The organism is Allobosea sp. FW305-C-101 (genome assembly GCF_058783685.1).
The window spans coordinates 1-21192 of record NZ_JBYSYT010000004.1; the positions used below are offsets into that span (position 1 = coordinate 1).

A 21192-nucleotide genomic window follows, 5' to 3' on the forward strand; every position below is an offset into this window, starting at 1 on the left:
TAAGCCCCAGCGTCCTAAGGAAGCGCAGAAGAGGCGCCGCTCAGCGGCGGCGCCGTCTCGATGGGCGGTTTATAGGCGGGACCCCTTTCTCCTGTCAACGCGCTTTTTGAAAGTTTTTCGACAAAAATGAGTTCCGCAATAAATCCAGAGGCTTAAGACGAAAGGATAAGGTTTGAGCCTCGAATGGGCTGCCGCCGGGCATGTTTCGAAGCCTCCTCGTCGGCCGGCCATACCTGCCCCGCTTCAGGGCAGAGGATAGAGCCTCGAAAGATACGGCCTCAGGGAAGAGTGGCGGCGTCACTCAGGGCTTCCGCGAGGAAGGTGCTGAGCGCAGCCACAGCAGCCGATGCCCTGCCCGGCGCCAGATGCAGCGCGATCTCGGAAGCCGGCAGAGCGGGCAATCCATGCTCGGCACCCAGCAACTGAAGACCGGGGCGCGCTGTCCCCGCCTTCACCACCGTCAGCGCCACGCCGGAAGCGGCCACGGCCTCGACGGCGCCGATGCTCGACGACGAGAACAGGATGCGCCAGCGCAGGCCCGCCTCGTTCAAGGCGTCGAGTGCCCATTCACGAAACATGTTGGGCGCCTTCAGAAGGGCGAGCTGCAATGGCTCCTCCAGAGAGAAGGCGTTGCGGTCCGAGCAGGCCCAGACCGTCTGCTCCTTGCGCAGCACCTCGCCGCGACCGTCGCCGGCCTTCTGGGTCGCGAGCACCAGATCGAATTCCTCGCCGAGGCTGTTCAGGAGATCGCGCGTGAAGCCGGTCGTGACCTCCAGCTCGACATCCGGGTGCGAGCGCGCGAAGCGCGCCAGGGTCTCCGGCAGGACGATGGTGGCGTAATCGTCCATGACGGCGAGACGGACCCGGCCGCTGACGCTCTGGGCATTGATGACGTCGAGCGCCTCGTCATGCAGCGCGACGATGCGGCGGGCATAGCCCAGGAACTGTTCGCCCGCGCGCGTAAGAAAGACTTCGTGGGGCGAGCGCTGCAGCAGGGTCTGTCCGGCGAGCTCCTCGAGGCGGCGGATCTGGGTGCTGACCGTCGATTGGCTGCGGAACAGGGCGCCGGCGGCCCGCGTGAAGCTCCTGAGCTCCGCGATCGTGACGAAGCTGCGCAGCAGGTCCACGTCGATATTGCGCAGCATGGCGCGGTGTCCTCACTTCCCTCGCGGTTCGGCGAGAACCGTTATGGCAATTCGGAAACCATCTGTCCCATAGGCAGGCCGGGGGTCGCCATGCGCAGCGCCGATCATGGAAATCGAAGAATTCAATTTTGTCGCAGGGCGCGGGGGCGATAGCCTGCCGCGCAACGGGACATCAGGAGCCCGAGACCGGAGACGCATGAGATGCCCAGGCTGAGATCCGCCACCTCCACCCATGGCCGCAACATGGCCGGCGCCCGCGGCCTGTGGCGCGCCACTGGCATGAAGGACAGCGATTTCGGCAAGCCGATCATCGCGGTGGTGAATTCCTTCACTCAGTTCGTGCCGGGCCATGTCCATCTCCAGGATCTCGGCCAGCTCGTCGCGCGCGAGATCGAGAAGGCCGGCGGCGTCGCCAAGGAGTTCAACACGATCGCGGTCGATGACGGCATCGCGATGGGCCATGACGGCATGCTCTACAGCCTGCCCTCGCGCGAGCTGATCGCCGACAGCGTCGAGTACATGGTCAATGCCCATTGCGCCGACGCGATGGTCTGCATCTCCAATTGCGACAAGATCACGCCCGGCATGCTGATGGCCTCGATGCGCCTGAACATCCCGACCGTCTTCGTCTCGGGCGGCCCGATGGAAGCCGGCAAGTACATCGCCGAAGGCGTGCTGAAGAAGGTCGACCTCGTCGACGCGATGATCGCGGCGGCCGACGACAAATATACGGACGAGCAGGTCGACGTGATCGAGCGCTCGGCCTGCCCGACCTGCGGCTCCTGCTCGGGCATGTTCACGGCGAATTCGATGAACTGCCTGACCGAGGCGCTTGGCCTCGCCTTGCCGGGTAACGGCTCGACGCTCGCCACCCATGCCGACCGCAAGCGCCTCTTCGTCGAGGCTGGCCACCTGATCGTCGATCTCGCCCGTCGCTATTACGAGCAGGACGACGAGAGCGTGCTGCCGCGCAATGTCGGCTCGTTCAAGGCCTTCGAGAACGCGATGACGCTCGACATCGCCATGGGCGGCTCGACCAACACCGTGCTGCATCTGCTGGCGGCGGCGCATGAAGCCGAGATCGATTTCACCATGGCCGATATCGACCGGCTGTCGCGGCGCGTGCCGGTGCTCTGCAAGGTCGCGCCGGCCGTCGCCGATGTGCATATGGAAGATGTCCATCGCGCCGGCGGCATCATGGCGATTCTCGGCGAGCTCGACCGCGCCGGGCTGATCGACACCTCCCTGCCGACCGTCCATAGCGCGACGATGGCGGACGCGCTGGCGCGCTGGGACATCACGCAGACCCAGAGCGAAGCGGTGCGCTCCTTCTATAGCGCGGCCCCCGGCGGCGTGCCGACCCAGACCGCCTTCAGCCAGGACCGGCGTTTCGCGGAACTCGACGCCGACCGCGAGAAGGGCGTGATCCGCAGCGCGGAGTATGCCTATTCCAAGGATGGCGGTCTCGCCGTTCTGTTCGGCAACATCGCGCTCGACGGCTGCATCGTGAAGACGGCGGGCGTCGACGCCTCGATCCTCAAGTTCTCCGGCCCGGCCGTGATCTTCGAGAGCCAGGACGCGGCGGTCGAGGGCATCCTCAATCGCAAGGTCAAGGAAGGCGATATCGTGCTGATCCGCTATGAGGGGCCGCGCGGCGGGCCGGGCATGCAGGAGATGCTCTATCCGACGAGCTACCTGAAGTCGAAGGGCCTCGGAAAGGCCTGCGCGCTGATCACCGACGGGCGCTTCTCGGGCGGTTCGTCCGGCCTTTCGATCGGCCATGTCTCGCCGGAAGCGGCCGAAGGCGGCGCGATCGGCCTGGTCGAGAGCGGCGACATCATCGCGATCGACATCCCCAATCGCGGCATCTCGCTTGAGGTTTCCGATGAGGAACTGGCGCGCCGCCGCGCCGCGATGGAGGCGAAGGGCAAGGATGCCTGGAAGCCGGCCGCCCCGCGCAAGCGCAAGGTCACGACCGCGCTGAAGGCCTATGCCGCGACGACCACGAGCGCGGCCCGCGGCGCCGTGCGCGTCGTCGATTGATGATTGCGGGTCGCCCGGCCAATCCGACCGGGCGACCTCGCTAGATCGAAATTTCCCAAGCGCGCCGCGCGGAAAGACGTTTCTGCCTTTTACAGAAAAACGGCCGGTTCGACGGCAGAATGACGTTGCCCCGCCAAACACGATCCGCCTATTGAGCCTGCACACAATTTGAGCAGCCCAATCGGCCGTCATGAGTTCGGTTTCCCCTCCCTCTCCAGAGCGCTCGCGTTTCCGGTTCTTCGTGCCGCTTCTGGCCGGCGCGACCTGGCGTGACCGTCTGGTCTCCTGCGTCGGCGCGCTCGTTTGTGTCGGCGCAACCGGGCTGATCTGCAGCCTGCTGCTCGGCAACGACCCGCATCTGCCGCTGCTCGTCGCGCCGATGGGGGCGTCTGCGCTGCTGCTCTTCGCGATCCCGTCGAGCCCGCTGGCGCAGCCCTGGCCGATCGTCGGCGGCAACACCGTCTCGGCCTTGATCGGCCTCCTCGTCAGCCGCTATGTGCCGGAGCCGGCGATCGCAGCCGGATGCGCGGTGGCGCTTTCGATCGCGGCGATGTCCCTGCTGCGCTGCCTGCATCCACCGGGCGGGGCAGCGGCATTGACCGCCGCGCTCGGCGGGCCTGCGGTTGCGACCTACGGGCTCGGCTTCGCCTTCGTTCCGGTCGGGCTCAATGCGCTGGTGCTCACCCTGCTCGGCATCGCGTTCCACCGCTTCTCCAGCCATAGCTACCCGCACCGCGCGCAGGCCTCGGCGAACACTCATGGCACGAAGGACCTGCCCTCGGCACAGCGCGTGGGCTTCACCGAAGCCGATATCGACGCCGCATTGAATGACGTCGGCGAGGCCTTCGACATCGACCGGGACGATCTCGATCGGCTGATGCGGCGCGTCGAATTGCATGCCCTTGCCCGCAATCGTGACCTGCCGCGCTGCGCCGACATCATGTCCCGCGATCTCATCCGGGTCGACCAGCACGACGATATCGAGACCGCCCGCCGTTTGCTGCTCGACCATGCGGTCCGGACGCTGCCGGTGGTTGATCGCGAGAACAAGGTGCTCGGCACGGTCGGCCTGCGCGAACTGACCCACCCGGGTATGCGCATCCATGATGTGATGTCCCCGGCCGTGATCGCGCGCCTGGACGAGCCGGCCGTCGACCTCATCGCCGCCCTCACCGATGGCCGCCACCATGCCGTCATCGTCGTCGACGACCGGGAGCGCCTGGTTGGGCTGGTCAGCCAGAGCGATCTCCTTGCCGTGCTGCTGCGCCCGCTCCGGTGCGAGGCCGCCTGACGAAAAAGCGGGTTCCCCCCGGCCGCCATCCTGCTTTAGCCTTGAGACGGCGTCTCAACGGAGGAAATTGGATGCGGGCCGCGATCGTCGCCCTGAGCTGTCTTCTGTCCTTGCCGGCGGCAGCCGCCGGTCCGTTCGGTAAGATCGTCGTCGGCAACTGGTCGGGCGGCACCTTCACCAACGACCAGACCGGCGCCTTCTCGCATTGCGCCGTCAGCGCCCGCTACAAGAGCGGCGTCACGATGCTGACCTCGGTGACCGCGCAATTCTCCTGGTTGCTAGGCTTCTCGAAGCCGGAATGGAAACTCAGGACCGGCGAGACGCTGAAGCTCCAGCTCGTCTTTGACCGCAGCTCGACCATCGACGTGACCGCCAATATCAAATCGCCAACGCTGGTCACCATCGCCATGCCCGCCCAATCCGCCCTGATCAATGCCTTCCGGCAAGGGCGCTATCTCGAACTCGTCGCCAATGACGCGCGCTATACCTTCGCGCTGACCTCGACCGGCGAGATGCTGCCGGCGCTGGTCGAATGCGTGAAGCAGAGTGCCAATGTGCGCGGGCCGGTCACGCCCGGTGCGCCCGCCCAGGCCCAGACGCCTCAGCCGACGGAGCAGGAACGCGCGGCGCGGGCCGAGAAGAAGGCGCTGCTGGAAAAAACGCGCGACCTGATCCGCACCAAGATGCTGGCCTGCATCGGCCGCGAGGGCGCGACGATGCTGCTCACCGACGAAAAAGCCGAGGTCGTCGCCAAGGCCGCGATGCTGTTCTGCAAGGGCGATGTCGATGCCCTGACCAATGCCACGATCGAAATCATCGAGAACGAGGACGGGCGGCCGGCTAATCGCAACGCCGTGCGCGATGCCGCGGAGAAGCGCGTCCAGGAGGCGGTCACGGCGCATATCATCCGCTCGCGCGGCGAGATGATCGGCAAAGGGCAGCGGCCGGACAATACGGCACCGAGCCGGCCGACCGATTCAGGATCGCGCCCTTCGCAATCGCTGTAGAAATGGAAACGCCGCGCCTTGCGGCGCGGCGTTCCGGAAACTTGCGTCTGGCTAAGGATCAGCTCTTCAGCTTGGTGTTGCACTGGCTCCAGTAGCCGCCGCCCTTCTCGATCCACTTGAGCTCGCCATTGGCATTGGCCGCCTTGTTGGCGTTGTACTGGTCGGCGCAGGTCTTGAGGCGGGCCTTGCCGGCGCTCTCGTTCGAATATTTCTGCGCGACAGCCTTCGGGAAGACGGCAGCCTTGGCCCTGCCGGCCGGCTTGGCAGCGGGGGCCGCAGCGGTCGTCGTCGCGGGGGCCGCGGTCTCCGGCACCGCAGCAGCGGCATCGGCATCGTTGGCGTCGTCATCGCCGCACTGGGCCTTGCGGAAATCGTTCCACTTCTGGCCCTTCAGCGTATTGGCCTTCTTGGCGTCCTGATACTTGGCGCTGCATTCCTTCATCGTCAGCGCCGAGGCGGGCGCCACGGAGAAGGAGGCGAAAGCGAAGGCCGATGCTGATGCGAGAATGAAAGTCCTGAACATGGCGTTCTCCATGGCAAAGCGTGCTGCCGCCGGACGGCATGCCACTCCGATTTGCACCTCGAAGCAAGTCCCCTCCGGCGTGCCGACAATGCTTCGGACGACAAGATGTTCCTTTTCGGGCGAATGCCCGCTGCTTGGCAGGTGAAAGCTTCGCGACGGCCGCCGCGATCCGTGCTCTTGCGAGACTGTGGGATTTCCCTGCTATATGACGGCCCGCCGAACCGCTGGAGACGACATGGCACGGCCGTCAGACGCCGCAAAGGACCGCGAGCTCATCCGCATCCTCACCGAGAACGCCCGCCTGCCGCTGTCGGAGATCGCCAAGCAGCTCGGCGTCTCCCGCGCGACGGCGCAGGGCCGGCTCAGCCGGCTCGAACGCGACGGCGTCATCGCCGGCTATACAACGATCCTCGGCAAGGCGAGCCGGCCGGCGACCACGATCGCGGCGCTGATCATGATCGAGCTGGAGATGAAACAGCAGGGTGGCGTCGTCGCGGCGCTGAAGAAACGGCCGGAAATCGTGCAATGCCACACGCTGAGCGGCCATTTCGACCTCAGCGTCAAGATCGAGTGCGAGACCTCCAGCGACCTCGACACGATCATCGACTGGATCGCCGAAATGGAAGGCGTACGCCGGACCATCTCCTCGGTGATTCTGGCCCGCAAGTTCGAACGCTGAGGACGAGGCCGTCGCGGCCCGTACCGTTTCTCATCATTCTTCAGCATATCCCATCGAATTGACTGATCATAACCCCCTCCCCCGGCGATCCGCTTGTTAAAGCCTGCACGGCTTGCGGCGATGCTCCGCATCGAGGGGGAGGCTCCTGGCCTGCCCGAGACCCACCAGGAGATCGCACATGACCATCCAGAAGCGCATTGCCGTGCTCGGCGCCGGCCAGATCGGCGTCATCATCGCCGGCATGCTGGCCGAGCAGGGCCATCAGGTGACGCTGGCCGACGCTTCCGCCGCGCAGCTCAAGCACGCGGCCGGCGGCCGCTTTGCCACCGAGACCGTCGATGCGTCCAATCTCGACGCGCTGCGCGTGTTCCTGAAAGACCGCGATATCGTCGTCAGCGCCTGCCCCTATTTCCTGAACAAGGGCATCGCTAAGGTCGCCGCCGAGACCAAGACCCATTATTTCGACCTGACCGAGGACGTCGCCACCACCGCCTACATCAAGGAACTCGGCGAGACCTCCGATGTCGCGCTCGTCCCGCAATGCGGCCTGGCTCCGGGCTTCATCTGCATCCTCGGCGCCGACATGGCGGCGCGCTTCGAGAATGTCCGCGCCATCAAGATGCGTGTCGGCGCGCTGCCGCTCTATCCGACCAATGCGCTGCGCTACAACGTGACCTGGTCGGTCGACGGCCTGATCAACGAATACTGCAACCCCTGCGAGATCGTCTTCGACGGCCAGCCGACCCTGGTGCCGGCGCTCGAAGGCATCGAGAGCGTCATGATCGACGGCGTCGCCTACGAAGCCTTCAACACCTCGGGCGGGCTGGGCACCCTGACCGAGACGCTCGCCGGCAAGGTCCGCAACATGAGCTACAAGACGCTGCGCTATCCCGGCCATGCCGAGATCATGAAGCTGCTGCTGCGCGACCTCGACCTCGCCGACGACCGCGAGACGCTGCGCCGTATCCTGACGCATTCCGCGCCCTTCACCCGCAAGGACGTGGTCGTGATCTTCGTGACCGGTGTCGGCGAGCGCCGCGGCCGCCTCGAGGAGGAGAGCGTCGTGCTGCGCTATGACGGCAATGACGAGCTCGGCGCGATCCAGCTCACCACCGCCGCCGGCTGCGTCGCGATGGTCGAGCTCTTCCTCGCCGGCAAGCTGCCCGCCAAGGGCTTCGTGCGCCAGGAAGACGCCGTCCTCGCCGATTTCCTCGCGACCAAGGCCGGCGCCCGGCTGGTCGGCGAAGCCCGCGGCGTCGATGCCGCCGGCCTCGTGCCGACCGTCGCGATCAAGAGCGCGGCCTGAACGCCCGCGCTCTCACAAGTCAGGCTCTGCTCGTCAGAGCCTGACGCCCAGACCGCGCAATTCGGCGCGCAGGTCGATGGGCTCGACGAAATGGACGGTCCGCATGCCGGCGGCGCGGGCCCCCACCACGTTCTTCTCGCTGTCATCGACGAAGATGCAGTCCCTGGCCGTCAGGCCATAGCGATCGAACAGCACCTCGTAGATCGCGCGCTCCGGCTTCAGCATCCGCTCATGGGCTGAAACGACGACGCCGTCGAAGCTCTGCAGGAACGGGAAGCGGACCAGGCATTCCGCCCATTTCTCGCGCGAGAAATTGGTGATGGCGTAGACCTTCTCGCCCTGCCCTTTCAGCTCCTCCAGCACCGCGACGCTGTCGGCGATGGTATGGGGCACGCTGTCGTGCCAGCTTTCATCGAAGGCGCGGATCTCGCGCTCCCATTCCGGGTGCTGCTTGACGAGCAGCGCCACGCCCTCCTCCCAGGAGCGGCCGCGATCCTGCTCCAGATTCCAGTCGCCCGTGCAGATGTTCTGCATGAACCAGTCGAGCCGCTCGGGCTCGGGGATCAGCGAGCGATAGATCAGCCGCGCATCCCAGCGCAGCAGGACGTTGCCGACATCGAAGACGACGATGGGAGTGCTGGAAGCCATGACCAAACCCGATTGAAAGGGCGGGCAGGACAACCCATTCACGCGCTTGTGTCCAGACGTGCAGGACAGGGGCCGACCCCATCGTTTATGCCGGGGTCATGAGCGCCCGCCCCGCAAATACCGGCTTACGAACCTGGCTGCCCTGGACCGACCGGCAGGGCCGGTTCTCCGGCCTGCGGGCTGCCGCCTTCGCGCTGCTGCTCGTGCCCGCGCTCATGCTGCTCTATGCGGCCTGGATGCACCAGCTCGGCTCCAAGCCCTGGACGCAGGCGATCCACCAGACCGGGACGTGGACGGTCAGAATCCTCATCGCCACGCTCGCGGTCTCGCCGTTCCGGCGCCTGTTCGACTGGGGCAAGCTGATCGGCATCCGCCGCATGCTCGGCCTCGGCGTCATGGCCTATGCGCTCGGGCATCTCGGGCTCTACTGCATCGACATGGCCTTCGACTGGGGGCTGATCGTCTCGGAGATCGTCAAGCGCTTCTACCTGACCATCGGCTTCGTCGCGCTGATCGGCCTCGTCGCGCAGGGCGTAACCTCGACCGACGGCATGATCCGCCGCCTCGGCAAGAACTGGCAGCGCCTGCACAATCTCGTCTATCCGATCGCGATGCTGGCGCTGCTGCATTTCGCGCTGCAATCGAAGATCGACGTCACCGAGCCGGTGCTGATGAGCGGGCTGTTCCTGCTGCTGATGCTCTATCGCGGCCTCTATCGCTGGAAGCTGCCGGTATCCGTGCCCCTGCTCGCGGGCCTAGCGCTTCTTGCTGGACTGCTCACCGCCGGCCTCGAAGCCGGCTGGTATGCGGCGACCTCGGGCGTCTCGGCCTGGCTGGTCTTCCAGGCCAATGCTGACATCCTGACCTATCAGGATTACGCCTCGATCCGGCCGGCGCATTGGGTCTTGCTCGCCGGTCTGGCAGTGGCGCTCAGTCACGGCCTGCGCGCCCGCAAGGCCCGTCCGCCACGGCAGGCGCGCGAGACCGCTGCCGCGCGGGCCACGTGAGAGAAAAACTTTCCAAGTTTCGACATCTTCCGGATGGAAAGGGTTTCCCCCTCCAGCACTCATGCTCTAACCCTATGACATGCCTGACGACCAGCACGCCCAGCCCACGGCCGATGTCGTAGAAGCCGAGCTCGCCTCGGAGGGCATCAAGCCTACCCAGGCCCGGGTTTCGCCCTTCGTTCCGCTGCAGCAGCCGATCTTCCGCGCCGTCTGGTTCGCCAGCCTGGTCTCGAATTTCGGCGGCCTCGTCCAGGCGGTCGGCGCCTCTTGGATGATGGCCTCGATCTCGCCTTCGGCCGAGCTGGTGGCGCTGGTCCAGGCCTCGACGACACTGCCGGTGATGCTGTTCTCGCTGGCGGCCGGCGCCATCGCCGACAATTACGACCGGCGCAAGATCCTGCTCACTGCCCAGGTCTTCATGCTGCTGGTTTCGATCGGGCTTGCGGTCAGTGCCTGGTTCGGCCTGATCACGCCCTGGCTGCTGCTGACCTTCACCTTCCTGATCGGCTGCGGCACGGCGCTGAACAACCCGGCCTGGCAATCCTCGGTCGGCGACATGGTCCCGCGTCGTGACGTGCCAGCGGCGGTGACGCTGAACAGCGTCGCCTTCAACATCGCCCGCAGCGTCGGCCCCGCGATCGGCGGCGCGATCGTCGCGGCGGCCGGCGCGGTCGCCGCCTTCATCATCAACGCCTTCAGCTATATCCCCCTGCTGATCGTGCTGGCACGCTGGTCGCCGCCCAAGGTGGAACGGCTCCTGCCGCGCGAGACGCTGTTCATCGCGATGGGCGCCGGCATCCGCTATGTCGCGATGTCCCCGAACATCCGCACGGTCACGCTGCGCGCCTTCGTCTACGGCTTCGGCGCCATCGTGGGGCTGGCGCTCTTGCCGCTGATCGCGCGCGACCTCGTGCGCGGCGGCCCCCTGACCTATGGCGTGCTGCTCGGCGCCTTCGGGGCGGGCGCCGTCGCCGGCGCCTTCATGAGCGCGCGCCTGCGCCGGGCGATGAGCACGGAGGCGCTCGTGCGCTCGACCTTCATCGCCTATGCCTGCGGCGTCACCCTGATCGCCTTCAGCAAGACGATCTGGCTGGCCATGGCGGGCCTGTGCGTCTGCGGCGCCTGCTGGGTGCTGGCGCTCTCGACCTTCAACGCGACGGTGCAGCTCTCGGCGCCACGCTGGGTCGTCGGCCGGGCGCTGGCGATGTACCAGATGGCGACCTTTGGCGGCATGGCGATGGGCAGCTGGGCCTGGGGCCGCTCGGCCCAGCATTTCGGCGTCGAGAAGGCGCTGTTGATGTCGGCTGTTGTCTTGATCGCCGGAGCGATACTGGGTCTGCGCTACCGGCTGCCGCCGCTCGAGGCACTCAATCTCGACCCGCTCAGCCGCTGGCGCGAGCCTAAGGTCGCGGTCGATATCGAGCCGCGCTCCGGCCCGGTCATCGTCACCATCGAGTACATCATCAAGCCCGAGGACGTCGTCGCCTTCCTGACCGTGATGGCGGAGCGGCGACGCATCCGGCGCCGCGACGGCGCCCGGCATTGGACGCTGCTGCGCGACCTGACCGACCCGACGCTCTGGATCGAGCGCTATGACAGCCCGACCTGGGTCGAGTATGTCCGCCAGAACCAGCGCGTCACCCAGGCCGATGCCGAGATCGGCGAGCAGGTCCGCGCGTTGCATAGCGGCCCGAACCCACCCGTGGTCCACCGCATGATCGAGCGGCAGACGGCCTCGCTGCCGCAACTGGCGCCGAGCCGGACGCCGACGCTCGCCGACTCGCTCAACGACCCGGCGCGGCCCGCCTGATCAGCCGACGATCCAGAGGCCGGCGAGGCCGACCATGCCGACGATGATGCGCCACCAGGCGAAGGGCGCGAAGCCGCGCTTCGAGACGAAGTCGAGGAAACTCCTCACCACGATCAGGGCCGAGATGAAGGCGGCGACGAAGCCGACGCCGATCATGACGCCATCGTCGAAAGTCAGGAACTTGTAGCTCTTGAGCAGGTCATAGGCGAAGGCGCCGGCCATGGTCGGCATCGCCAGGAAGAAGGAGAATTCCGCCGCAGCGCGCTTGCTCGCGCCGAGCAGCATGGCGCCGACGATGGTCGAGCCCGAGCGCGAGACACCCGGCACCATCGCCAGGCACTGGATCAGCCCGATCTTGAAATACATCGGCAGCGGGAAGGTCGTCGCATCGGTGTGCTTCTCCTGCAATTCCAGTTCGTCGACGACGAGCAGGATCAGGCCGCCAGCGATCAGCGTGCAGCAGACGATGAAGGGGTTGAACAGCACACCCTTGATGAAGCTGTGCAGCAAGGCGCCGATCACGGCCGCCGGGAGGAAGGCGATGAGCACGCCGATGACGAAACGCCGCGCCGACGGGTCGCTGGGGATGCGCAAGGCGATATCGAGCAGGCGCCGGAAATAGACCAGCGTGATCGCCAGGATCGCGCCAAGCTGGACCAGGACCTCGAAGGTCTTGCCGTTGGATTCGAAGCCGAGGAAATGGCCGAGCAGGAGCAAATGCCCGGTCGAGGAGACCGGCAGGAACTCGGTGAGACCCTCGACGATGCCGAGAATGAAGGCTTCGATCAGGTTGTGCATGGAAGACTTTCCTCGCGCGAATCAGGCCTCGCGGATTTCGATCCGCACCGGCCTGTCGCCGGCTTACGCCCAGCTCTTTGCAAATTGGTTACCACTTTGCGAAGCAGCAGCGGCAAATTGCGGGTATCGCCGTCGTCGCGGGTTGTGGCGTTTTTCCGGCATGATTATAGCAAGCCCCCGTCGCCTATCGGGTCGCTGCAAGCCCGGCGGCCCTGCTTCCGTCGCATTTTGCCTGCTTCACAGTCCTCATGAGTGCCATGGCGACCCTTTATCATTACCCGCTATGCCCGCATTCGCGTTTCATCCGCCTCGCGCTCAGCGAGTTCGGCATGGAGGCCGAACTGGTCGAGGAACGCGTCTGGGAGCGCCGGCGGGAGTTCATCGAGCTCAACACCGCGGGCACGACGCCCGTATTCCAGGAGCAGAACGGCCTCGCCGTCCCCGGCGCCGGGCCGATCTCGGAGTATCTCGACGAGACGCGGGGCCTCGCGCTCGGCGATCGCCGCCTGCTGCCGGAAGGACCCGGCGAGCGCGTCGAGGTGCGCCGCCTGCTCGACTGGTTCAACATCAAGTTTCATGAGGAGATCACCGGCCCGCTCGTGCTGGAAAAGGTGATGAAGCGCTTCATGAGCCGCGACGATGGCGGCGGCTCGCCCGATATGAGCACGATCCGCGCGGCGCGCGCCAATGTGCGCTATCATCTGCGCTATATTTCCTGGCTGCTGGCCAAGCGGAACTGGCTCGCGGGGGCGCAGATGAGCTATGCCGATCTCGCGGCGGCGGCGCATCTCTCCTGCGTCGACTATCTCGGCGACGTGCCCTGGGAAGAGGATGAGGCGGCTCGCGCATGGTATGCGAGGATCAAGTCGAGACCGAGCTTCCGGCCGCTCCTGAGCGACCGCATAGCCGGCATGGCTCCGAGCGCCCATTACGACAATCTGGATTTTTGAACGGCGAGAAACTCAAGCGCGCCGTTGAAGCACGGGCGCTCACTGAGGGCTTCGCGGTGATGCGCGTCGCCGCGGCCGATGCGATCCCGCGGGCGCCGGAGCGCCTCGAAGCCTGGCTCGCCCATGGCTATCAGGGCGAGATGGACTGGATGGCGGAGCGGCAGGCGCAGCGCGCCGATCCGCGCCAGCTCTGGAGCGAGGTCCGCTCCGTCGTCATGCTCGGCATGAACTATGCCGGCGAAGGCGATCCGCTCGCCATGCTCGCCCAGCCAGACAAGGCGGCGATCTCGCTCTATGCGAGGCGACGCGACTATCACGACGTCATCAAGGGCAAGCTGAAGAGCGTCGCCGGTCTGCTCGCCGCGCGCGGCGGCGCCGACGTCAAGGTCTTCGTCGATACCGCTCCCGTCATGGAGAAGCCGCTGGCGCAGGCGGCCGGGCTCGGCTGGCAGGGCAAGCATACCGTGCTGGTCTCGCGCGAGCACGGCTCCTGGCTGCTGTTAGGGGCGATCTACACCACCGCCGAACTGCCGGCAGACGCGGCCGAGCGCGACCATTGCGGCTCCTGCCGGCGCTGCCTCGACATCTGCCCGACCGATGCCTTCCCGGCGCCCTACCAGCTCGATGCCCGCCGCTGCATCGCCTATCTCACCATCGAGCACGCCGGCCATATCGATGCTGCACTGCGCCCCGGCATCGGCAACAGGGTGTTCGGCTGCGACGACTGCCTCGCGGTCTGCCCCTGGAACAAGTTCGCCGAGGCTGCACAGGAAACCCGTCTCGCGCTCAAGGACGAACTGGATGGGCTCGACCTCGCCGCGCTCGCCCGCCTCGACGATCCCGCCTTCCGCGCGCTCTTCGCAGGCACGCCGGTGAAGCGCACCGGCCGCGACCGCTTTCTGCGCAATGTACTGATCGCAATCGGCAACAGCGGCCGGGCTGCGCTTATCGACAGCGCCCTGCCCCATCTTGCCGATCCCTCGCCGCTCGTCCGCGCCATGGCGGTCTGGGCGCTGGGACGGCTCGATGCCGAACGTGCCCGGCAACTTGCCATCGCCCGCCTTGGCGATGAAGCCGACCCGCAGGTGCGCGCCGAGTGGCACGCGCTGATGCCCCAGACGGAAGACGCCGCATGAATATCCTGATCCTCGGCCTCGGCTATTCCGCCGGGTTCTTCGCGCGCGCCGCACTGGCGCGGGGCTGGGAGGTGACGGGCACCGTCCGCTCCGCCGAGAAGGCGGCAGAGCTCAGCCGCCAGGGCATCCGGACGCTGGTCTTCGGCGGCTTCGCGGTGTCGTCCCCGCTCGCCAAGGCGGTGGCGGAGGCGGACGCCGTGCTGGTCTCGGTGCAGCCGGCCGAGGACGGCGACCCGGCGCTCGGCCCCTTGCGCGCAGCGCTGATGGCGGCGCCGAACCTGCGCTGGATCGGCTATCTCTCGACCATCGGCGTCTATGGCGATCAGGGCGGCGCCTGGATCGATGAGGACACGCCACCGGCGCCGACCAATGCCCGCACCCGCCAGCGCGTCGATATCGAGGAGGCCTGGCTGCAGCTCGGCCGTGACAGCGGCAAGCCCGTGCAGATCTTCCGCCTGTCGGGCATCTACGGCCCCGGCCGCAACGCCATCACCAAGCTGCGCAGCGGCACGGCGAACCGCCTGATCAAGCCGGGGCAGGTCTTCAACCGCATCCATGTCGATGACATCGCCGGCGTGCTCATGGCTTCGCTGGCCAAGCCGCGGCAGGGAGCGATTTACAACGTCACGGATGACGAGCCCGGCCCGCCGCAGGACGTCATCACTTTCGCGGCCGAGCTGACGGGGTTAGAGCCGCCGCCGGAAATCCCGTTCGAGCAGGCGAAGCTCTCGCCGATGGCGGCAAGTTTCTACGGCGAGAGCAAACGCGTCTCGAATGCGCTGGTGAAGCGGGAACTCGGCTATGCCTTCCGCTACCCGACCTATCGCGAGGCGCTGCGAGCCCTGGCCGCAGCCGGCGAATAGTCAGGCGGCGTGCCGGGGGCCTTCGCCGCCATAGTAGTCGGTATAGCGCTTGTCGATCGCCGAGACCGGCAGCACGACCAGTACGTCGGTGGTGCCGAACTGGCGGTCGACGACCGCGCCGGTGCCGAAGCGGGCGCCGATGCGCAGGTAACCCTTGATCAGGGGCGGCAACTGCTTGAGGGCGAGCTTGGCATCGACCATCTCCGGCGGCAGTCGATCCATGCCGACGAACTGATCGGCATGGGCGGTCGCGGCCCAGTCGCCCTCCGAGCGGGCCTGATGGTGCAGGAAGCTCAGCGGCAGCGCCAGGGCGTCGGGATCGGTGCCGTCGAAGGAGGCGCAACCGAACATCGCATCGATGCGGTGATGCTGGAGATAGGCCCAGATGCCGGACCAGAGCAATTCGACCGTCCGCTTCGTGCGGTAGGGCTGCAGCACGCAGGAGCGGCCGAGTTCGAGGAAGCGGCCGCCGGGATGGCGCGCCAGCATCGGGCCAAGATCGTATTCGCCCTGGGTATAGAAGCCGCCAAGGCGCTCGGCGGCGCTCTGGCGCATCAGGCGATAGGTGCCGACGACCTTGGGCTTGATGCCGCCGAAGCGCCCGCGCGCAGCGTGATCGATGACGAGGAGATGGTCGCAGGCCTTGTCGAAGCGATCGGCATCGCGGCGGAACATGCGCGAGATCACGTCGGGCTTGGCGGACATCTCCTGATAGAACACGCGATAGCGCAGGCGCTGCGCCCGCCAGACCTCGCGCGGGCCGCGGGCCAGCCGCACCTCGAGCGAGCCGATCCGGCCCAGGGTTCCGGACAGCGGCGCTTCATCGATCCCGGCGCCCGACCGGCGCATGGCTCCGCCCTTCATCAATATCAACGGGGCGAAGCGCGAGAACGGATTGCCGGCTGAAAACCGGCTGGGCAGCGCGTTCTTGCTTCCAGAAACGTGCAATGCCATCGCTTCTCTCATCTCCTGCCGCTACCGGCATGAGGTAGGCTTGCTCCGATGATCTTACAACTTCGCGACGAAACTGCGTCGGAGCGATGACGGCCGTCAAGCCGACAGGCTGCCGGCCGACCCTTGCGACACGCGCTCCAGCCAGCGCAGCAAGGCCTCGCGCTCCAGTGGTTTCGCCAGGCAATCATCCATCCCGGCCGCAAAGGCTGCGGCCCGGTCGGTGGCCGACACATTGGCGGTGACGGCCACCAGCGGCAGCATCGCACCGCGGCCGAGGCGCTTTTCCAGCGCGCGGATGGCGCGGGCGCAATCGAGCCCTGTCATCACCGGCATCCGCACATCGAGCAGGGCCAGCGCCAGTGGCGGCGCCACGCCGGCAAAGCTCGCATCCACGCGCTTCAGGGCCTCGCGCCCGTCGCGCGCCCAGATCGCCGTGCAGCCGAAGCGCTCCAGCGTGCGTGTCGCGAGCAGTGCGTTGATCTCGTTGTCTTCCGCGACCAGTACCGTCAGGCCAGTGCCCGGCTGCCGCATCGGCATAGCGCCGGATAACGCAGCACCAACCATCACCGGCCGCCCCGGCTGGAAGCGATTTCCAAGCTGCTCGTAGAGCGAGCGCGTCCGCACCGGCTTGATCAGAAAGCCGGTGAAACCTGCCGCCTGAGGCGATCCGAACTGGCGGCGCGCATGGGGCGACAACAGGATCAGGCAGTCCCGGATGCCAGCCTCCGCCACGGCTCCCGCGAATTCCTTTGCCGGCACATCACCGAGCGCATGATCGATCAGCACAGCCGTGACCGGGATTGCCCCGGCAAGCTTCGCGCGCGCGGCCTCGACCGTGCCGGCGACCGAGACGGATGCGCCGGTCGTCCGGATGGTTTCGGCCAGAAAGCGGACCGCGAAAGGCGCCGGCGAGACGAGCAGGACATGCTGGTCCGGCCAATGCGGGATCCGCGCTTCCGGCGTGTCGGACGCGGCCTGAAGAGGCAGGATGACACGAAAGGTGGCGCCCTCGCCAAGCCGGCTTTCGACCCTGACCTCGCCACCCATCAGGCGCGCGAGACGGCGCACGATCGCAAGGCCGAGCCCGGTGCCGGGCTGCCGCGCGGCCGCGCCGTGGTCGAGCTGCTCGAACTCGCCGAAGATCGTGTCGAGCCGGTCGGCCGGAATGCCCGGCCCGGTATCCGCGATGGTGATCTCGATGCGATCCCCAACCTGGACGAGGCTGAGCCCCACACCGCCCGCTTCCGTGAACTTCACGGCATTGCCGACGAGGTTCAGCAGGATCTGGCGCAAACGGTCGCGATCGCCGACCAGCCTCGCCGGCAGGTCGGGCGCGATATGGGCGGCGAGCTCCAGCCCCTTGGCCTGTGCGCGCGGCGCCATCAGCTCCGCGACGGTCTCGACGAGCTGGACGAGGTCGAAGGGCTCCGCGACCAGCTCCAGCTTGCCGGCCTCGACCTTGGCGAAATCGAGGATGTCGTCGACCAGCGCCAGCAGCGCCTCGCCGGAGGTGCGCAGGGCCGCGACATAGGTCGCCTGCTCGGCATCCGGGCCGGTATCGGTCAGGAGGTCGGCCATGCCGAGAATACCGTTGAGCGGCGTGCGGAATTCATGGCTGACGGTCGCGAGGAAGCGCGATTTCGCCTCGTTCGCGGCTTCCGCCCGCGCCCGCGCCTCGACCAGCGCATCTTCGCTGGCGATGCGCGCCGTGATGTCGCGGCCGACGCGCTGGATCAGCGTGCGGCCGTCCGGGCCGGGCACGGCAGTCTCGACCCAGGAGATCCAGCGCTCGCCTTCATAGGTCGCGAGGCATTCGTCGAAGCTGCGGGCGCCGCCTTCCAGCAGCACGAGCGGCCGGCTGGCGAGCTGCGGCAGCAGCATCTCGCTGCCGACGAGATCCTGCTCTCCCGCACCGAACAAAGCCGCATAGGCCCGATTGGCATAGACGATCAGCGCTCCGTCCCGCCGGACGATCAGGTCGCCCTGGGCCTCGATCAGGCTGCGATAGCGCTCTTCGCTGTCGGCGAGATTCCAGAGCCGGTCGTTGAGGGCCTCGGCATCATGGGCGAGGCCCGTCACTTGCCGGCGCAGGCCGTCACGCTGGCGCAGCAGCGACAGAACGCCCCACGCAGCCGAAAGGAGCAGCGCTACGAGCGCAAGAGAAAGCCATGACCAGATCGAAGAAGCCATGCCCTTCGATCTACGCAGATCGCCTTGAAAAAGCGGCCGGGGAAAGCCGCGAATTCGACCGGTTGGAGAGGAGGGTCCGTTAACCCTCGGCCTCAGGCGGCCTGCACGAGATCCTCGCCACGCGCCCGGTAAGACAAGGCTTCCGCGAGATGACGCCGGCCGACCTTCGCCTCGTTGTCGAGATCGGCAAGGGTGCGGGCGACCTTCAATACGCGGTGATAGGCGCGCGCGGTCAATCGCAAAGCCTCGGCGGCGTCGCGCAGGAGCGCGAGCCCGGCATTGTCCGGCCGCGCGACCTCTTCGATCACCGGGACCGGACAGGCGGCATTGGTCAGGACGTGGCCGAGACCGAGTTCCTCGAAACGCGCCGCCTGAATGCGGCGAGCGGCGGCGACACGCGCCGCGACCGTCGCCGAGCTCTCGCCCGTGGCCGGCCGGATCAGATCCGCCGCCGTGACAGCAGGCACGTCGATCGCAATGTCGATCCGGTCGAGCAGTGGGCCGGAGACGCGCGCCTGGTACTGCGCCATGCAGCGGTCGTTCGGCTGGCGGCGACAGGCGTAGCCAGGTTCGGTCGCCCGACCGCAGCGGCAGGGGTTCATTGCGGCGACGAGCTGGAAACGCGCGGGATAGACGACGCGGTGATTGGCGCGGGAGATCAGGACGTCTCCGGTCTCCATCGGCTGGCGCAGGGCATCGAGCGCCTGCGGCTGAAATTCCGGCAATTCGTCGAGGAAAAGCACGCCGTGATGAGCCAGCGAGACCTCGCCCGGACGAGCCTGCAAGCCCCCCCCGACGAGCGCTGCCATCGAAGCGGAATGGTGCGGCGCCCGGAAAGGCCGCCGGTCGGTCAAGGCGCCATCGGCCAGCTTCCCGGCGACGGAGAGGACCATCGAGACTTCGAGCAGCTCGCGCGGCGCGAGCGGCGGCAGGATCGAGGGCAGGCGGCTCGCCAGCATCGACTTGCCGGCCCCCGGCGGCCCGTTCATCAGGAGGTTTGGACACATTCCCGACCTTGGCGATCTTCGGCATTAATTCAGGATTCTGCGGCAGGAATTGCGCCGCAGCCCTTCAGGACTGGAAGGACCGGACGATGGCTAGAACAGCGAGATCGAAAGCGAAATCGGCCCCTGAGAGTGCCGGTCCCTACGCCATTTCCTACATGCGGTTCTCGACCCTTGAGCAGAAAAAAGGCGACACCGTCCGCCGGCAACGGCAGCAGGCCCTCGACTGGTCCGCTCGAATGGGGATCCCCATTAACGAAACGATTACGGATGCCGGCAAGTCGGCCTTCAATAACATCGCGGCGGGATTCAGTTCGATCCTCAAGATGGTGGAAGCTGGGCAGATTCCTTCAGGAACCTACCTGCTCGTTGAGTCTCTCGATCGCATCACCCGATCCAACGTTTTGGATGCGATGCCGCTAACGATGAGCCTGATTAAGAAGGGCGTCATCATCGTCTCGCTGATCGACGGCCAGCAATATTCCTACGAATCTCTTCAGGACAACGGCAAACTCTTCCTATGGATGTCGTCATTATGCCGGTCGCATGAGGAATCGGTGCTCAAGTCAATCCGGGTCAAGGAGGCTTGGGAGGACAAACGGGCCATGGCTCGCAAAGACCAGAGCGTCATGACCGAGCTCGTTCCCGGCTGGCTAGAGGTGGTCGGACGAAAGAAAGATCGAAAAATTGTCGTGATCGACAGTAGGGTCGAGATCGTCCAGCGCATATTTGACATGACAATTGAGGGTTACGGGCGGCGACAGATCGTGCGGGCCTTTAATGATGCGAGGCCCGCAATCCCGCCTTTTGGAAGAGCCGTGAAATGGCACGCCTCTGCGGTCAACAAGATCCTCACGAACCGCGCGGTGTTGGGCGAAGTCCAGCCACATACCAAGCCGCGACATCATGCCCGGGAACCCAGCGGCGATCCGGTTCCAACCTATTTCCCAGCGATCATTCCCCGCGAGGTGTTCTACAGGGCGGCGCAGGCAGTTAGCTCCCGCCGCAAAGCCGGCGGACGCGTGCCGTCGACTTATGTGAACATGCTCACTGGGCTCGGAGTCTGCCGTGAATGCGGGAGCCGAATGCAGACAATCAACAAGGGCAAGCACCCCAAGGGCTCCCGCTACTTTCTATGTTCGAATTTCGACCGCCGAGCTGGCTGCAGCAACCAAGTGCGGTGGCGTGTAGACGCCATCGAATCCTCGGTCCTGGACGGCGGCCGCTGGGTCAATTGGTCGTCCGCTATTCCACCAGCAGTGACTGGTGAAACCGCCGAAGGGTGGCGGCATGAGCTCGCCGAGTACCGCAGAAAGCGAGACTTGGCGAACCGTCTCGCGTTGAACGGCGACGATACGCTGGAAGAACGTTCCAAGGAGTACACCCGCGCCATCCTTGCCCTGCAAAAGAAGCTCCGCGAATTTGCGGAGTCAGAGGCTAAGCAGGCCGCTCTTCCGACCGCAGCGGAGAATCGGCGAATGCTGGCCACCCTTCAAAGCCGGCTGGAAGCCGCGGGTGACGATGAGGTCGCCGACATTCGCATGAAGATGGCTCAGGCCATTCGAAGGAGCATCGATAAACTGGCTTTCGGGGGCTCCAGTGTCGAAGCGTTTTTCAAACCCGTGCGCCGGCTTGATGGTGGAGCATCGTCACCGCCCCCGATCATTATCGCTCGCAAGGACGCCGTCAGTATCGACCCCGATACCGACTTGGCCTTCCAGCGATCGTTGGAAGGACGCCCGGACCGCCTCGACGATGATGAATGTGATGCCGCCTAGGGTATGCGCCAGAAGCAGACCTTGAATATCTGCCCTGAAGCGGACATCGGGCGCATGCCC

17 protein-coding genes and 1 pseudogene are annotated in these 21192 nt (G+C 66.2%); 11 read left to right on the top strand and 7 right to left on the bottom strand.

The window, feature by feature from the left end; translation table 11 throughout:
• Positions 1–278: 278 nt before the first annotated feature.
• On the bottom strand, positions 279–1145 hold the full coding sequence (locus AC3WMA_RS17445; protein WP_492286624.1) for a LysR substrate-binding domain-containing protein: 867 nt from the start codon (positions 1143–1145) through the stop codon (positions 279–281).
• Positions 1146–1346: 201 nt separating this feature from the next.
• Here AC3WMA_RS17445 and ilvD point away from each other — a divergent pair, with 201 nt between their 5' ends.
• The 3 genes from ilvD to AC3WMA_RS17460 all read left to right on the top strand — a co-directional run bounded on the left by ilvD (position 1347) and on the right by AC3WMA_RS17460 (position 5486).
• Entirely contained in the window at positions 1347–3188 is a 1842-nt protein-coding gene (gene ilvD, locus AC3WMA_RS17450; RefSeq protein ID WP_492286625.1) for a dihydroxy-acid dehydratase, read from the top strand.
• Between the two features lie 190 nt (positions 3189–3378).
• Complete coding sequence (locus AC3WMA_RS17455; protein ID WP_492286626.1) at positions 3379–4479, top strand: HPP family protein; 1101 nt, start codon at positions 3379–3381, stop codon at positions 4477–4479.
• Between the two features lie 71 nt (positions 4480–4550).
• The gene (locus tag AC3WMA_RS17460; protein WP_492286627.1) at positions 4551–5486 is read left to right on the top strand and encodes a hypothetical protein; all 936 of its coding nucleotides are present in this window, start codon (positions 4551–4553) and stop codon (positions 5484–5486) included.
• 58 nt (positions 5487–5544) lie between these two features.
• On the opposite strand, the gene AC3WMA_RS17465 is transcribed toward AC3WMA_RS17460, so the two are convergent.
• Positions 5545–6009, bottom strand: coding sequence for a hypothetical protein (locus AC3WMA_RS17465; protein WP_492286628.1), 465 nt, complete (start codon positions 6007–6009; stop codon positions 5545–5547).
• A 235-nt stretch (positions 6010–6244) separates the two neighbouring features.
• Between AC3WMA_RS17465 and AC3WMA_RS17470 the strand changes: the two genes are divergently transcribed.
• Both AC3WMA_RS17470 and AC3WMA_RS17475 read left to right on the top strand, forming a co-directional pair.
• Entirely contained in the window at positions 6245–6688 is a 444-nt protein-coding gene (locus tag AC3WMA_RS17470; RefSeq protein ID WP_377844522.1) for an Lrp/AsnC family transcriptional regulator, read from the top strand.
• Between the two features lie 178 nt (positions 6689–6866).
• Positions 6867–7994, top strand: a complete 1128-nt coding sequence (locus tag AC3WMA_RS17475) for a saccharopine dehydrogenase family protein (protein WP_492286629.1) — start codon at positions 6867–6869, stop codon at positions 7992–7994.
• 33 nt (positions 7995–8027) lie between these two features.
• On the opposite strand, the gene AC3WMA_RS17480 is transcribed toward AC3WMA_RS17475, so the two are convergent.
• Positions 8028–8642: an HAD family hydrolase gene (locus AC3WMA_RS17480; RefSeq protein WP_492286630.1), complete on the bottom strand. Its 615-nt coding sequence runs from the start codon at positions 8640–8642 to the stop codon at positions 8028–8030.
• A 98-nt stretch (positions 8643–8740) separates the two neighbouring features.
• On the opposite strand from AC3WMA_RS17480, the gene msrQ reads away from it, so the two are divergent.
• Both msrQ and AC3WMA_RS17490 read left to right on the top strand, forming a co-directional pair.
• Positions 8741–9649 carry a protein-methionine-sulfoxide reductase heme-binding subunit MsrQ gene (gene msrQ / locus AC3WMA_RS17485; RefSeq protein WP_492286631.1) on the top strand — a complete coding sequence of 303 codons (909 nt, stop codon included), beginning with the start codon at positions 8741–8743 and terminating at the stop codon, positions 9647–9649.
• A gap of 79 nt (positions 9650–9728) precedes the next feature.
• Positions 9729–11459, top strand: a complete 1731-nt coding sequence (locus AC3WMA_RS17490; RefSeq protein WP_492286632.1) for an MFS transporter — start codon at positions 9729–9731, stop codon at positions 11457–11459.
• Here AC3WMA_RS17490 and AC3WMA_RS17495 read toward each other — a convergent pair whose 3' ends face one another.
• On the bottom strand, positions 11460–12257 hold the full coding sequence (locus tag AC3WMA_RS17495; RefSeq protein WP_492286633.1) for an undecaprenyl-diphosphate phosphatase: 798 nt from the start codon (positions 12255–12257) through the stop codon (positions 11460–11462).
• A 257-nt stretch (positions 12258–12514) separates the two neighbouring features.
• Here AC3WMA_RS17495 and AC3WMA_RS17500 point away from each other — a divergent pair, with 257 nt between their 5' ends.
• Genes AC3WMA_RS17500 through AC3WMA_RS17510 form a run of 3 tightly spaced genes read left to right on the top strand, consistent with a single transcriptional unit; the run spans position 12515 to position 15206 of the window.
• On the top strand, positions 12515–13207 hold the full coding sequence (locus AC3WMA_RS17500) for a glutathione S-transferase family protein (RefSeq protein ID WP_492286634.1): 693 nt from the start codon (positions 12515–12517) through the stop codon (positions 13205–13207).
• Complete coding sequence (queG, locus tag AC3WMA_RS17505) at positions 13204–14343, top strand: tRNA epoxyqueuosine(34) reductase QueG (RefSeq protein ID WP_492286635.1); 1140 nt, start codon at positions 13204–13206, stop codon at positions 14341–14343. Before AC3WMA_RS17500 ends, queG begins: the two co-directional genes overlap by 4 nt.
• Positions 14340–15206 carry an SDR family oxidoreductase gene (locus AC3WMA_RS17510; RefSeq protein WP_492286636.1) on the top strand — a complete coding sequence of 289 codons (867 nt, stop codon included), beginning with the start codon at positions 14340–14342 and terminating at the stop codon, positions 15204–15206. Before queG ends, AC3WMA_RS17510 begins: the two co-directional genes overlap by 4 nt.
• Here the strand turns inward: AC3WMA_RS17510 and olsB are convergent, their stop codons facing one another.
• The 3 genes and pseudogenes from olsB to AC3WMA_RS17525 all read right to left on the bottom strand — a co-directional run.
• Positions 15207–16160, bottom strand: coding sequence for a l-ornithine N(alpha)-acyltransferase (olsB, locus tag AC3WMA_RS17515; protein ID WP_492286637.1), 954 nt, complete (start codon positions 16158–16160; stop codon positions 15207–15209).
• Positions 16161–16256: 96 nt separating this feature from the next.
• Positions 16257–18350, bottom strand: a complete 2094-nt coding sequence (locus tag AC3WMA_RS17520; RefSeq protein WP_492286638.1) for a hybrid sensor histidine kinase/response regulator — start codon at positions 18348–18350, stop codon at positions 16257–16259.
• A 92-nt stretch (positions 18351–18442) separates the two neighbouring features.
• A pseudogene (locus tag AC3WMA_RS17525) lies at positions 18443–19348 on the bottom strand (YifB family Mg chelatase-like AAA ATPase); the annotation flags it as partial.
• Positions 19349–19365: 17 nt separating this feature from the next.
• On the opposite strand from AC3WMA_RS17525, the gene AC3WMA_RS17530 reads away from it, so the two are divergent.
• Positions 19366–21132 (top strand): recombinase family protein, encoded by a 1767-nt coding sequence (locus AC3WMA_RS17530; RefSeq protein ID WP_492286639.1) that lies wholly within the window; start codon positions 19366–19368, stop codon positions 21130–21132.
• Positions 21133–21192 lie beyond the last annotated feature (60 nt).